This window comes from Microbacterium mangrovi, assembly GCF_000802305.1.
GTDB lineage: Bacteria > Actinomycetota > Actinomycetes > Actinomycetales > Microbacteriaceae > Microbacterium > Microbacterium mangrovi.
The window spans coordinates 431,300-444,920 of the sequence record NZ_JTDK01000006.1; the positions used below are offsets into that span (position 1 = coordinate 431,300).

The following is a 13,621-nucleotide window of genomic DNA, read 5'->3' on the forward strand; positions in this document are numbered from 1 at the left end:
GCGCCGACCGCGAGGCGTCGCACGCCGCCATGCGTGGCTAGTGTGGCGACTATGAGTTCGGACGGTGTTTCCACAGGAACCTTCTCGCTGCGCAGCCCGTACGGAAAGCGCGCCGTCGGACTCGCCGTCGCGGCCGCCGTGGGCGGGTTCCTCTTCGGCTTCGATTCGTCGGTGATCAACGGGGCCGTCGATTCGATCCAGTCCGACTTCGGGCTCAACAGCGTCATCACCGGCTTCGTGGTGGCCATCGCGCTCCTCGGGTGCGCCGTGGGCGCCGTGATCGCCGGAAACCTCGCCGACCGCTGGGGTCGCCTCCGGGTCATGTTGCTGGGCGCCGTGCTGTTCTTCGCGTCGTCGCTCGGTGCGGGTCTGGCCTTCTCGGTATGGGACCTCGCGTTCTGGCGGATCATCGGCGGTCTCGGCATCGGCATCGCATCGGTCGTCGCGCCGGCGTACATCGCCGAGATCGCGCCGCGGCAGATCCGCGGCGGCCTCGCCTCATTGCAGCAGCTCGCGATCACCCTCGGCATCTTCGTGGCGCTCCTGTCGGATGCCGTGTTCGCGTGGTCGGCGGGCACGGCGGACAGCCCGTTCTGGTTCGGGCTGGACGCGTGGCGGTGGATGTTCATCGTCGGCGTCATCCCCGCTGCGATCTACGGCATCCTCTCGTTCACCGTGCCCGAGTCGCCGCGGTTCCTCATCACGAAGGGCCGCGACGCCGAGGCGCGCGCGGTGTTCGCGACGCTCATGCCGGCATCCGAACTGGAAACGACGATGACCGAGCTCACCGAGAGGATCGAGGCCGATCGCCGCAATGCCGGTGTCTCCCTGCGGGGCCCCGTGTTCGGGCTGCAGGGCATCGTCTGGGCGGGCATCATCCTGTCGGTGTTCCAGCAGTTCGTCGGGATCAACGTGATCTTCTACTACTCGACGACGCTGTGGCAGTCCGTCGGCTTCGCGGAGAGCTCGTCGTTCGGCATCAGCGTCGTCACCGGAATCGTCAACGTCCTCGTCACGCTCATCGCGATCTTCTTCGTGGACCGGTGGGGCCGCAAGCCCATCCTGCTGACGGGCTCGGTGCTGATGACCGTGTCGCTCGGCTTCATGGCGCTCTGCTTCGCGTTCTCCGTCACGGATGCCTCGGGCGCCGTCACCCTGCCGGCACCGTGGGGCCCGATCGCGCTCGTCGCGGCGAACGTGTTCGTCATCGGCTTCGGCGCCTCGTGGGGCCCGCTCGTCTGGGTGCTGCTGGGCGAGATCTTTCCGAGCCGCATCCGCGGCAAGGCCCTCGGCGTCGCCGCCGGCGCGCAGTGGATTGCGAACTTCCTCGTGACGGTGACGTTCCCGGTCATGTCGACCTGGAATCTGTCGGCCACCTACGGCATCTACGCCCTGTTCGCGCTGCTCTCGTTCGTCTACGTCGCGGTGAAGATCCCCGAGACCAAGGGCGTCGACCTGGAGCAGACCGAGAATCTGTTCCTCCGGAAGCCGCAGACCACCGCATAGCCGGATTCCGCCCGGCATATCAGGTCGCCGCCATCGTTCGTCGAGCGCCGAGACGAAACGCCCTCTGCGGGTTGGGCAGGCTGGTCCGCATGGCGGTGATGTGTGCGGATGACGGCACGACCCGCCGCGCTTCGCGGTTCCTGAGCGAGCGAAGCGAGACGAAGGGCGCTCAGGGACCGCGCAGTGAGACGAAACGCCCCGCGTCCCCCGGTCGTTGAGCGAGCGAAGCGAGACGAAACGCTCGCCCCGAACGTGTCGCCCAAGATGTGCTGCAACCCGCTTGCAGTCTGGATGCATGTTCGATAGTGTGGAGGTATCGAGTTCGAACATTCCAACGGATCGAAGGGGGCACCATGGCCGACACGTCACACGGTGGGCTCTCCCCGGTGCTGTCCGACCTGGACATGCTGGTCGATGATCTGGGGGCGGCGCGGGCCCGGGCCGCGTCCGCTTTCGCGGTCGAGACGCACTTCTTCGCCGGGGTCGCCGCCCTGGTGCGACGGCGGGAACACGAGCGCGCCCAGCAGGCCGACACCCGGGCGGTGGTGTCCGCGTCGCAGTTGGCGATGCGGGAGATCTATGCCGAGATCGCCGCCGCGCTGCGCCTGTCCGAGTATCAGGTGGCGTCCCGGGTGAACCAGGCACACGTGCTGATGACCCTGTTCACCGAGACCATGTACGAGGTCAGCGACGGCAACGTGTCCCCGCAGCACGCGACCACGATCGCGGATGTCGGCGGCGTCATCGACGACCCCGACATCCGGGCCGAGTACGAGCGGTACGCGATCGACCTGGCCGCAGAGCTCACCCCCGCTCAACTGAAGGACGCTCTCGGGGTGCTGGTGGACCGGCTCGACCCGGACGGCACCCAGGCCCGGATCAAGGAAGCCGTGCAACGCCGGTCGGTGCGCAAACGCAGCGTGGAGCCGGGGGTGGGGCAGTTGATCATCACCGGCCCCACCGCCCACATCGAAGGCACCTACAACCGGCTCACCGACATCGCCACCGAACTCCACACCCAAAACCAGGCCGACACCGCCGCCGCGGCCGAGGCGGCCGCGGAAGACATCGGCGACGACGCCGAAGCAGCAGAGTTTGTTCCGGATGAGCGCACGAGGGCGCAGATCATGGCGGATGTCGCCCTGGACCTGATGCTCACCAACGTCCCCGACGGGCACGGCACCACCACCGAACACCGCGATGCACTCGGCGCCATCCAAGCCACCGTGCACCTGACCATCCCCGCCTCCACCCTGGCCGGCACCACCACCGGCGGGGCACAGATCCCCGGCGCCGGTCTCGTCGACGACGACACCGCCCGACACCTCGCCGGCGGATCGGACGACTGGTACCGGATCTTCACCGACCCGACCACCGGCACCCCGGTCACCGTCGACAAACGCCGACCCTGCACCGCCATGCGACGCCTCCTGCAAGCCAGGGATGAGACCTGCCGGTTCCCCGGCTGCCGCCGCCCCGCCAAAAAGTGCGACATCGACCACACCACCGCACACGCTGAGGGCGGACCCACTGCCCTGTGCAACCTCGCCTGCCTGTGCGAACGCCACCACACCGTCAAGCACCACACCGACTGGACCGTGCAGCAACTCCCCGGCGGCATCCTGCAGTTCACATCCCCGACTCGCCGCGGGTACCGCACCCGACCCCCCGCCGCCGTCCGATTCACCCCCGACCGACCACCCGGACAACCCAGCCGACCACCCGGACGGCCATCGGGCCACGCAACACGGATCGATCCCCACCGCGCAGTCGAGAGCCCCGCGCCCTTCTGACCGGCCGGCCAGACGACCGTCACCGCGGCACGACGGATCCGAGGAGGCGGGTGCCTCTCACTGTCGGACGCCCTTCGTACGATGGAGGGATGCCGAACCTCCTGGATGTCGTCGCGCCGCCGCGCCTCGGACGCGACTTCCGGTGGTTGCTCGGCGCCTTCTGGACCAGCAACCTGGGCGACGGGATCGCTCTGTCGGCAGCTCCTCTGCTGCTGGCCTCGATGACGCACTCCCCCGTGTTCGTCGCTGCCGGGGCGATGCTGCAGTATCTCCCCTGGCTGCTGTTCGGCCTGCACGCCGGCGCCGTCGCCGACCGCCACGACCGGAGGCGCCTCGTGATGGTCGCCAACGGTCTGCGCGGCGTCGTCATCGGCGTGCTCTGCATCTTCCTCGCAACAGGTCACGCGACCATCTGGCTGGTGCTGGCCTCCGCGTTCCTCTACGGGACCGCCGAGGTGTTCGCGGACTCGGCCGGCAACACGCTGCTGCCGATGATGATCCGCCCCGTCGACCTCGGCATCGGAAACGCCCGGATGCAGGCCGGCTACGTGGTCGCCAACCAGATGGCGGGTCCCCCGCTCGGAGCCTTCCTCTTCGCGCTCGGCTCGTTCTGGCCGTTCTTCGTGCAGGTCGTGTGCGTGCTGTTCGCCGTCGTGCTCGTCTCACGCATCGCACGGACACCCGTTCCCGCGCACGAGGACGCGGCACCCGCCTCCGGCGCCTCCGCCCACCCGATCCGCGAAGGTCTCCACTGGTTGCGTCACAACCCGCCCGTGCGGACGCTGGTCGTCATCATCCTGGTGTTCAACGTCACGTGGTCCGCCCCGTGGAGCGTCCTCGTGCTGTACGCCACCGATCGACTGCACATGGGAGAAGTCGGCTACGGCACCCTGACCACGGCATCCGCTCTCGGCGGCCTCCTCGCCGTGTCCACCTTCGGCTGGCTCGAGAAGCACGTCTCGTTCGCGACACTCATGCGCGTGTGCCTCACGCTCGAGGTGCTCATGCACCTGACCTTCGCCGTGACGACGTCCGGCATCGTCGCGCTCATGGTCATGTTCGTCTTCGGCACGTACGCCTTCGTGTGGGGCACCATCTCGACCACGGTCCGCCAGCGACTCGTGCCGATGCAGCTGCAGGGCCGCATGGCATCGGTCAACATGGTCGGCGTCTTCGGCGGCATGGTCGTCGGCCAGGCCCTCGGCGGTGCCATCGCCCAGGTCTGGGGACTGACCGCACCCTGGTGGTTCGCGTTCGCCGGATCGGCGATCACGCTCGCGCTGGTCTGGAAGTCGATCTCGAACATCACGGCCGCGAAACCGGTCGTCGACGGGCCGGAGCTTCAGCCTTCGAACGAGCCGTAGACCTCGACGGTGTTTGAGGCGACCTGCTCGCACAGCTCCGCGAGGTCCATCCCGAGCTCGCCCGCCATGAACCGCAGCGTCACCGGCACGAGGTACGGCGCGTTGGGGCGCCCCCGGTGCGGAACGGGCGTCAGGAAGGGCGCATCCGTCTCGACGAGGATGCGGTCGCGCGGCGTCACCGCGAGCGCGTCGCGCAGGTTCTGCGCGTTCTTGAACGTGATGTTCCCGGCGAACGACAGCCAGTAGCCGCGATCGGCGGCGATCCGGGCCATCGCGTCGTCGCCGGAGAAGCAGTGGAACACGGTCCGCTCGGGCGCCCCGACCCGCTGCAGCGTCTCCAGCACGGCGTCGTGCGCATCGCGGTCGTGGATCTGCATCGCGATCCCGTGCTTCTTCGCGAGCGCGATGTGCGCCTCGAAGCTCTCGTGCTGGGCCGCCAGTCCTTCGGGCCCGGTCCGGAAGAAGTCGAGCCCGGTCTCGCCGATCGCACGCACGCGCGGCTGCGCGGCGAGCTCGTCGATCACCCCGATCGCCTCCGCGAGGCGTCCGGCCTCGGCGTAGGCCGGAGCCTCGTTGGGGTGGATCGCCACCGCGGCGAGCACGCGCGGGTGGGATGCCGCCGCGTGAGCCGACCATCGGGAGGAGTCGATGTCACCGCCGGCCTGCACGACACCGGCGATCCCGGCCTCGGCCGCACGGTCGAGCTGCGCCTCGAGGGTGAGCGGCTCGTCGCCGTCCTGGATCTCGAGGTGGCAGTGGTTGTCGTACACCGCCACCGGGAGCGGCTCGGGCGACGCCGGATAGGTGAGGTCGCGCGAGCCCTTCTCCCGGTGCCGGACGTAGTTCGACGGATCGTCGGGCATGCCGGATCAGTTCTGCTCGACGCGCGGGAACAGCGGCGCGAGCCCGTTCACGCTGGTGCCCGGGCGCAGCACGCCCCACGTCCCGGCTTCGCGCAGCGGCTGGTCGCACAGCCGGCCGATCGTCTCGGCCGCGCCGAGCGCGATCCACAGCTTCTCGGTCGAGATCGGCATGACCGGCGACAGCAGCGCCGCCAGGGCCCGCAGCCCCTCGGAGGCCGTGTACAGCACGGTGCCGAGCCGGGCACGCTGCGCGTCGTCCTTCGCCAGCGCCCACGGCTCGTTCTCGGTGATGTAGCCGTTCAGGGCGTCCACGATCGTCCAGATCGCCGCGATCGCCTCGTCGATCCGGAATCGCTCGACGGCGGCATCCGCCGACCGCGCGGCATCCGCGACGATCCGCTGGATCTCGAGATCTCCCGCGGTGTAGGCGTCCGCCGGCGGAACCATTCCCTCGAAATAGCGCTCGATCATCGCAATCGTGCGCGATGCCAGGTTGCCGAAGCCGTTCGCGAGTTCCGCCTGGTAGCGCGCGGAGAGGTCCTCCCACGAGAATGAGCCGTCGTGTCCGAACGGGATCGCCGACAGGAAGTAGAAGCGGTACGCGTCCGACCCGAAGACGTCGGTGATCTCGGTGGGCGCGATGCCGGTCAGCTTCGACTTGGACATCTTCTCGCCGCCCACGAGCAGCCAGCCGTGCGCGAAGACGCCGCGCGGAACCTCGAGGCCGGCAGCCATCAGCATGGCCGGCCAGATGACCGCGTGGAAGCGGAGGATGTCCTTGCCGACCACGTGGTAGCCCGGCCAGCGGCGGCCGAACTCCTCCTCGTCGGCGCCGTAGCCGATCGCGGTGGCGTAGTTGAGCAGCGCGTCGACCCAGACGTAGATCACGTGGCTGTCGTCCCACGGCACCTTGATGCCCCAGTCGAACGTCGATCGCGAGATCGACAGGTCTTTCAGGCCGTTCTTGACGAACGAGACGACCTCGTTGCGTGCCGAATCCGGGCGCACGAAGTCGGGCGTGTTCTTGTACAGGTCCAGCAGGGCGTCCTGGAACTCGCTGAGCTTGAAGAAGTAGTTCTTCTCCTGCAGCAGCTCCAGCGGCTTCGAATGGATCGCGCAGACCTTCAGCCCCTCGAACTCGCCGGTGCCGTCGACGATCTCGGACTCGGTCTTGAACTCCTCGCACCCCACGCAGTAGAGCGCCTCGAACTCGCCGGCGTAGATGTACCCGCGGTCGTAGATCGCCTGGACGAACGCCTGCACCCGCTCTTCGTGGCGCGGCTGCGTGGTGCGGATGAAGTCGTCGTTGGCGACGTTCAGCGTCTGCAGCAGCGGGAACCACGCTTCGGCGACGAGCTTGTCGACCCACTCCTGCGGGGTGGCGCCGTTGGCCGCCGCGGCACGCAGCATCTTCTGACCGTGCTCGTCGGTGCCGGTGAGCATCCAGGTGTCGTCACCCGCCTGGCGGTGCCAGCGCGCGAGCGTGTCGACGGCCACGGTGGTGTAGCCGTGGCCGATGTGCGGCACGTCACTGGGGTAGTAGATCGGTGTCGTGATGTAGAACGAGTCGCCGGATGTCACCCGACGAGTCTAATTCGTGCGGATGCCGCGCAATTCCGGATGACGAAGCGCGCGTCAGCCGCGCACGGCGAGGGATGCCTGGTACAGCTCACGCGACGAATGACCGGTGTGCGCGGACACCTCGCCGGCGGCGTCCTTCAGCCGCGTCCCGCCGCGGACGAGCTCCAGCACCTGGGTGACGGCGTCCGAGAAGTCGATCACCCGCGCGGGGGCTCCGCCGACGACGACCACGATCTCACCGCGCACGCCGTCCGCCGCCCACTGCGCGAGCTCGCCGAGCCCGCCCCGGCGCACCTCCTCGTGCAGCTTCGTGAGTTCCCGGCACACGGCGGCGGGCCGGTCGGCGCCGAAGGCCTCGGCCATGTCGGCGAGGGTCGCGGCGACGCGCGAGGGCGACTCGAAGAAGACCATCGTGCGCGGCTCGGCGGCAAGGCCCCGCAGCGCGCTGCGGCGCTCCCCCGGCTTGCGGGCGACGAATCCTTCGAAGGTGAAGCGGTCGGTCGGGAGCCCGGCCACCGCGAGTGCGGTGACGACGGCACTCGGACCGGGGATCGCGGTGACCGTGACGCCCGCCTCGGCGGCCGTCGCGACGACGCCGTAACCGGGGTCGCTGACGGTCGGCATCCCCGCGTCGCTGAGCACCAGCACGTCATCGGTGCTCGCCATCGCGACGATCTCCGCGGCACGATCCTTCTCGTTGTGGTCGTGCAGGGCGAGCAGGCGCGGGCGGTTCCGGATGCCGAGCGCGGCCAGGAGCCGCTGGGTGGTGCGGGTGTCCTCCGCGGCGACGACGGTCGCGTTCTCGAGCGCCTCGCGCAAGCGCACGGATGCGTCGCCGAGGTTGCCGATGGGCGTCGCCGCGAGGATGATCACGAGCCCAGCATAGGCTGGAGGGCATGGCGACGGCCGACCTGCTCATCCCCGATACGAAGCCCTCGCTGTACGACCGCTGGGCCGTCCGCGTCCGCGCGAACGCGCGACAGCGGCGACTGTGGCGCTGGCTCGCCCCGACCCTGGTCACGCTGCTCGCGGCCCTCCTGCGGTTCGTGAACCTCGGGCATCCGCACGCGATCGTCTTCGACGAGACGTACTACGTGAAGGATGCCTGGAGCCAGTGGAACCTCGGGTATCCCGGCACCTGGCCACCGAACGTCGACGAGGCGTTCGCGCGCGGCCACACCGACCTCTACACGGCGGTCGGCAGCTTCGTGGTGCACCCGCCGCTGGGCAAGTGGATCATGGGCGTCGGCATGTGGCTGTTCGGCCCGGACTCGTCGTTCGGCTGGCGGTTCAGCGTGGCCGTCGCCGGCACCGCGACCGTGCTGCTGCTGTATTTCGTCGCGAAGCGCCTGACCGGATCGATCGTGTTCGCGACGATCCCGGCGTTCCTCCTCGCGATCGACGGCGTCGGCATCGTGATGAGCCGCGTCGGCCTGCTCGACGGCATTCTGACCTTCTTCATCCTGCTCACGTTCTGGTTCGTGCTCCTGGACCGCGAACGTCAGCTCGGGCGTCTGGCCGGCCTGATCGCGGCACGCGCCGACGACGACGGCGCCGTGCGCTGGGGGCCGGTCATGTGGAGCCGGTGGTGGCTCATGGCGGCCGCCGTCTCGGCGGGTGCGGCGACCGCGGTGAAGTGGTCCGGCCTCTACCTGATCGCCGCCGTCGGGATCTACGTGATCGTGACCGACATGCTGGCGCGGCGCCGCCTGGGCGTGGACTTCTGGGCGCTCGACGGGCTCCGGCAGGGTCTCGCCTCCTTCCTGGTGTCGGTGCCGGTGGCGTTCGTGGTCTACCTCGCGTCATGGACGGGGTGGCTCGTCACCGACAAGGGCTGGGACCGGCACGCGGCCGACGCGCATCCGGCGACCGGCCTGTTCTCCTGGGTGCCGCTGCCGCTGCAGAGCCTGTGGCTGTACCACCAGGAGATGTACCGGTTCAACGTCTCGCTGACGACGCCGCACAGCTATCAGAGTCCGGCCTGGCAGTGGCCCCTTCTGATCCGTCCGACGTCGATGTACTGGTCGCAGCAGAAGGGCTGCGGCGACGCGAACGGCTGCGTGCAGGCGATCTCCAGCATCCCCAATCCGCTCATCTGGTGGGGCGGCGTGGCAGCGGCGATCTTCCTCCTGATCGCCTTCGTGCTGCGCCGCAACTGGAAGTACGCGTTCGTGCTGACCGGTATCGCGGCGACCTACCTGCCGTGGCTGCAGTATCCGCAGCGCACGATCTTCCAGTTCTACACGATCGCGATGCTGCCGTTCCTGCTGCTCGCGCTCGCCTTCGCCCTGCGGGAGATCGCGGGCAGACCCGATGCCGACAACCGGCGCAGACTCGCCGGTCAACGCGTCGTCGTCGTGTACCTCGTGATCGTGACGCTCGTGTCGGCGTTCTGGTATCCGGTGTGGACGGGCATGGAGGTGCCGTACGAGTACTGGCGCCTGCACAACTGGATGTCGACCTGGGTCTGACTCGGCGCAGCCGATCGATCAGGGCAGCCGGCTGACGACGTGCTCCACGAGGGGCATCGTCCGCCCGGCGAAGTGCGTGCGCATGGCGATGGAGGATGCCGTCCGCGCGACGCCCGGGACGAGGGCGATCCGATCCAGGACGTCCTGCATGAGCTCGGCGTCGGGGGCGACGACACGCAGCTGCATGTCGCTCGCCCCCGTCACCGTGTACATGTCGATGATCTCCGGGATCGCCTCCGCCAGCGACCGGGCGACGTCGTCGTGCCCGATCTTCTGATCGATCTCGACGAGGCAGAACGCGGTCAGGGCGAATCCGAACCCACGCGGCTCGACGCGCGGGACGATGCCCTCGACGACCCCGCCCTCGTGCAGGCGGGCGAGCCTGCTCGTGACCGTTCCGCGGGCCACGCCCAGCCGCCGCGCGCACTCGAGCACGGGCAGCTGGGGCTCGTCGGTGAGCAGCCGGATGAGTGCGGCGTCGAGCCGGTCGAGTTCCATCAGCGCCGCTCCGCAGGCTCCTCGAGCTGCTCCCGGACGACGCCGGGCCGCGACGAGCCGCGGGTCAGGCGCGCGATGACCACGAGCGCGACCGTGAGGGCCATGGTCAGCAGCAGCTGGATCCGGGCGGCCTCGTCGAGCATCGCGAGCAGGATGATCCCGCCCAGCAGCACGAGCGTGACGATCGACAGCCAGGGGAAGCCCCACATCCGCATCGGCAGTGCGACGCCGGCGGCATCCGCACGACGGCGCAGGATGATCTCCGACACCGCGGTCGCGGTCCAGATGACCAGGAGCGTCGAGCCGACCACGTTCAGCAGCGCCGGAAGCACCGCGTCGGGGAACAGCCAGTTGAGCACGACCGTGACGAAGCCGAACGCGACCGAGGCGAGCACCGCCACGCGCGGAACCCCGGAGACGCTGACCCGCGTCGCCACGAGCGGCGCGAGGCCCCGCTCGCCGAGCGAGAACGCCATGCGGGATGCCGCGTAGATGTTCGCGTTCATCGCCGACAGCAGAGCGATGACGACGATCAGCGACATCACCAGGTCGACGCCGGGCAGCCCGAGGGTCGCGAGCACGGCCGAGAACGGACCCGCCTTCACGGCGGGGTCGTTCCAAGGGAGGACGGTCACGATCACGAAGATCGATCCGACGTAGAAGACGAGGATCCGCACCATCACCTGCCGCACGATGCGGCGGATGTTGTGCGACGGGTCGTCGGACTCGGCGGCCGCGATCGCGACGACCTCGGTGCCTCCGAAGGCGAACACGACGATCAGCAGCGCCCCCGCCATGCCGGCGATCCCGGTGGGGAAGAACCCGCCGTGGGCGTACAGGTTGGAGAATCCGGTCGCCGGGTGGCCGGGGATGAGGCCGAAGATCGCGCACACGCCCACCACGAGGAAGGCGATGATGGCGATGACCTTGATCGCCGCGAACCAGTACTCGAAGCGCCCGTAGTTGCGCACGCCGAACAGGTTCACCACGGTCAGCGCGGCGACGAAGACGAGCACCCATGCCCATTCCGGCACGCCCGGCACCCATCCGGCCGTGATGCCCGCGGCGCCGGTCGCCTCGGCGGCGATCACGACGACGAGCTGGATCCAGTAGAGCCAGCCGACCGCGCTGCCGGCGCTTCGGCCCATCGCCTTCTGGGCGTAAGAGCTGAACGCGCCCGAGCTCGGGTTGGCGGCGACCATCTCGGCCAGCATCGTCATGACGAGCACGACGATCGTCCCGGCGATGAGGTACGAGATCAGCACAGCGGGCCCGGCGATGCTGATCGCCTGACCGGAGCCGACGAAGAGCCCGGCGCCGATGGCGCCGCCGAGCCCCATCATGGAGATCTGGCGGCGGGTCAGACCGGGGTGCAGTCCCCGGGTGGTCGTGGTGGTGACGGGTACCTCGGTCATGCGGACGCCTCCGTGCGTGCGGTGCGGGCCAGCGCGTCCGCGACCCTGTCGATGTCGGATGCCGATCCGGATGAGATCCGCACGCCTTCGCCGGGGAAGGTGCGGGCGACCACGCCGCCGGCCTGGAGCAGCTCGTCCAGTTCGACGGCGCGATCACCGGCCGGGACCCAGATGAAGTTCGCTTCGCTCGGGACGGCGGGCCAGCCGGCATCCTGCAGGAGCGCGAAGAGACGCTCGCGCTGCGCGACGACCTCGTCGATGCGCTCGGCCAGCTCGGCCTCGGCGTCGAGCGACGCGACCGCCGCCGACTGGGCGAGTTCGGTGACCCCGAACGGCACCGCCACCTTGCGCTGGCTGTCCGCGACGTCCGCGGGCGCGATCGCGTAGCCGATGCGGAGCCCGGCGAGACCGTACGCCTTCGAGAAGGTGTGCAGCACGGCGACGTGCGGGTAGCGGCGGAAGAGCTCGACGCCGGCGCCGCGGTGGGCGCCGACGAAGTAGTCGGTGCGGTCGAAGTGCACGTACGCCTCGTCGATCACCACCAGCACGTCGCGCGGGACGGCAGCGACGAAACGTTCGAGTTCGGCGGCGCCGACGACCGTGCCGGTGGGGTTGTTCGGGTTGCACACGAAGATCAGGCGCGTGCGCGGGGTGATCGCGGCCAGCATCGCGTCCAGATCGTGCCGGTGGTCGGCATCCAGCGGCACCTCGACGGGGACGGCGCCGGCGATGCGGACGAGTGACGGGTACGCCTCGAACGAGCGCCACGCGAACATGACCTCGTCGCCCACGCCGGCGACGGCGTGGATGAGCTGCGCGGCCAGTTCGACCGATCCGGCGCCCACCGTGACCTGGGCGACATCGACGCCGTGGCGCTCGGCGAGACGCCCGATGATCTCGGGGGCGTTCATGCGCGGGTAGCGGTGGATGCCGCCGAGCTGCTGCTGCAGGGCGCGCACCACCGAGGGCAGCGGCGGATGCGGCGACTCGTTCGACGAGAGCTTGGATGCTCCGGGGGCGGCGGCGCGTCCCTGCCGGTAGGCGGGGATCGCCTCGAGGCCGGGGCGGGTGTGGAGGGTGGTCATCGTGTGAGCGTCCTTGCGTGCGGTGACAACGGCGAGTGCCACCCTAGGGAAGCGGATGCCGCGAGGCAATCGGCCCACTGTTTGCTGAACACAACGCACAGACTGACGAACAGAACCCGCATCGGACTGGGCGGATTGTCCAGTCCGATGCGGGTCGCCGGTCGATCAGTTCACTTCGTCCGGGTGCGCCGAGACGCGCCCGTCGGGCCGGTCGACGCCGTCGATCGCGGTCAGTTCGGCTTCGGTCAGGTCGAAGCCGAAGACGTCGAGGTTCTCGGCCAGGCGCTCACGGCGCACCGACTTCGGGAACACGATACGGCCGCGCTGGAGGTGCCAGCGGATCACGACCTGCTGCGGGGACTTGCCGTGGGCGGCCGCGGCGGCGGCGATGGGCGCCTCGGCGGACAGGTCGTACTTGCCCTGGCCCAGCGGCCCCCACGCCTCGATCTTGACGTCGTGCTGAGCGGCGAGGCCGGTGACGTCGCGCTGCTGGTACGCGGGGTGCAGCTCGATCTGGTCGACCGCCGGCACGACCCCGGTCTCGTCGATGACGCGCTGCAGGTGCGGGGCGAGGAAGTTGGACACGCCGATCGAGCGCGACAGACCCCGCTCGCGGATCGCGATGAGCTTCTCCCACGCGTGCACGTAGTTGTCCTTGGCCGGCGTCGGCCAGTGCACGAGATACAGATCGACGTGGTCGAGGCCGAGCTTCTCGAGGCTTTCGGCGATGGCGGCGTCCGGCTCGTCGCCGTCGTGCCGGTCGTTCCAGAGCTTGGTGGTCACGAACAGGTCGTCGCGGGCGATTCCGGATGCCGCGATGGCACGGCCCACGCCCTCCTCGTTGCCGTAGATGGCGGCGGTGTCGATGTGGCGGTAGCCGAGGTCCAGGGCCTCGCTCACCGCCCGCTCCGTGTCGGCCGGCGGCACGAGGAAGACGCCGTAGCCGAGCTGGGGAATCGTGAATCCGTCATTGAGTGTGATGTCGGGAACCGTCATGCTCTCCAGCCTAGGAGCCGGAACGGTGACGAGCGCGGCGAGAAGACGG

Annotated in this window: 11 protein-coding genes; 4 read left to right on the top strand and 7 right to left on the bottom strand. The window is 69.4% G+C overall.

From position 1 onward, the window contains the following. Positions 1-51: 51 nt before the first annotated feature. The 3 genes from LK09_RS05915 to LK09_RS05925 all read left to right on the top strand — a co-directional run bounded on the left by LK09_RS05915 (position 52) and on the right by LK09_RS05925 (position 4,663). Positions 52-1,506 carry a sugar porter family MFS transporter gene (locus LK09_RS05915; RefSeq protein WP_039397104.1) on the top strand — a complete coding sequence of 485 codons (1,455 nt, stop codon included), beginning with the start codon at positions 52-54 and terminating at the stop codon, positions 1,504-1,506. 353 nt (positions 1,507-1,859) lie between these two features. Next, positions 1,860-3,299: an HNH endonuclease signature motif containing protein gene (locus tag LK09_RS20615; protein ID WP_052226450.1), complete on the top strand. Its 1,440-nt coding sequence runs from the start codon at positions 1,860-1,862 to the stop codon at positions 3,297-3,299. Positions 3,300-3,388: 89 nt separating this feature from the next. After that, entirely contained in the window at positions 3,389-4,663 is a 1,275-nt protein-coding gene (locus LK09_RS05925; RefSeq protein ID WP_039397106.1) for an MFS transporter, read from the top strand. Here LK09_RS05925 and LK09_RS05930 read toward each other — a convergent pair. Genes LK09_RS05930 through rsmI form a run of 3 tightly spaced genes read right to left on the bottom strand, consistent with a single transcriptional unit; the run spans position 4,642 to position 7,980 of the window. Then, positions 4,642-5,526 (bottom strand): TatD family hydrolase, encoded by an 885-nt coding sequence (locus tag LK09_RS05930; RefSeq protein ID WP_039397108.1) that lies wholly within the window; start codon positions 5,524-5,526, stop codon positions 4,642-4,644. The two genes, LK09_RS05925 and LK09_RS05930, sit on opposite strands and share 22 nt — an antisense overlap. Before the next feature lie 6 nt (positions 5,527-5,532). Then, on the bottom strand, positions 5,533-7,107 hold the full coding sequence (metG, locus tag LK09_RS05935) for a methionine--tRNA ligase (RefSeq protein WP_039397110.1): 1,575 nt from the start codon (positions 7,105-7,107) through the stop codon (positions 5,533-5,535). A gap of 54 nt (positions 7,108-7,161) precedes the next feature. Further along, positions 7,162-7,980: a 16S rRNA (cytidine(1402)-2'-O)-methyltransferase gene (gene rsmI, locus LK09_RS05940; protein WP_039397112.1), complete on the bottom strand. Its 819-nt coding sequence runs from the start codon at positions 7,978-7,980 to the stop codon at positions 7,162-7,164. Between the two features lie 23 nt (positions 7,981-8,003). Between rsmI and LK09_RS05945 the strand changes: the two genes are divergently transcribed. Beyond that, positions 8,004-9,578, top strand: a complete 1,575-nt coding sequence (locus LK09_RS05945; RefSeq protein WP_039397113.1) for a dolichyl-phosphate-mannose--protein mannosyltransferase — start codon at positions 8,004-8,006, stop codon at positions 9,576-9,578. A gap of 18 nt (positions 9,579-9,596) precedes the next feature. On the opposite strand, the gene LK09_RS05950 is transcribed toward LK09_RS05945, so the two are convergent. The 4 genes from LK09_RS05950 to LK09_RS05965 all read right to left on the bottom strand — a co-directional run bounded on the left by LK09_RS05950 (position 9,597) and on the right by LK09_RS05965 (position 13,572). Beyond that, the gene (locus tag LK09_RS05950; protein ID WP_039397115.1) at positions 9,597-10,076 is read right to left on the bottom strand and encodes an Lrp/AsnC family transcriptional regulator; all 480 of its coding nucleotides are present in this window, start codon (positions 10,074-10,076) and stop codon (positions 9,597-9,599) included. Then, positions 10,076-11,491 carry an amino acid permease gene (locus LK09_RS05955; RefSeq protein WP_039397118.1) on the bottom strand — a complete coding sequence of 472 codons (1,416 nt, stop codon included), beginning with the start codon at positions 11,489-11,491 and terminating at the stop codon, positions 10,076-10,078. Before LK09_RS05955 ends, LK09_RS05950 begins: the two co-directional genes overlap by 1 nt. Then, positions 11,488-12,576 (bottom strand): histidinol-phosphate transaminase, encoded by a 1,089-nt coding sequence (gene hisC, locus LK09_RS05960; protein ID WP_052226579.1) that lies wholly within the window; start codon positions 12,574-12,576, stop codon positions 11,488-11,490. Before hisC ends, LK09_RS05955 begins: the two co-directional genes overlap by 4 nt. Positions 12,577-12,741: 165 nt before the next feature. Continuing rightward, entirely contained in the window at positions 12,742-13,572 is an 831-nt protein-coding gene (locus tag LK09_RS05965; protein ID WP_039397121.1) for an aldo/keto reductase, read from the bottom strand. Between the last annotated feature and the right edge of the window lie 49 nt (positions 13,573-13,621).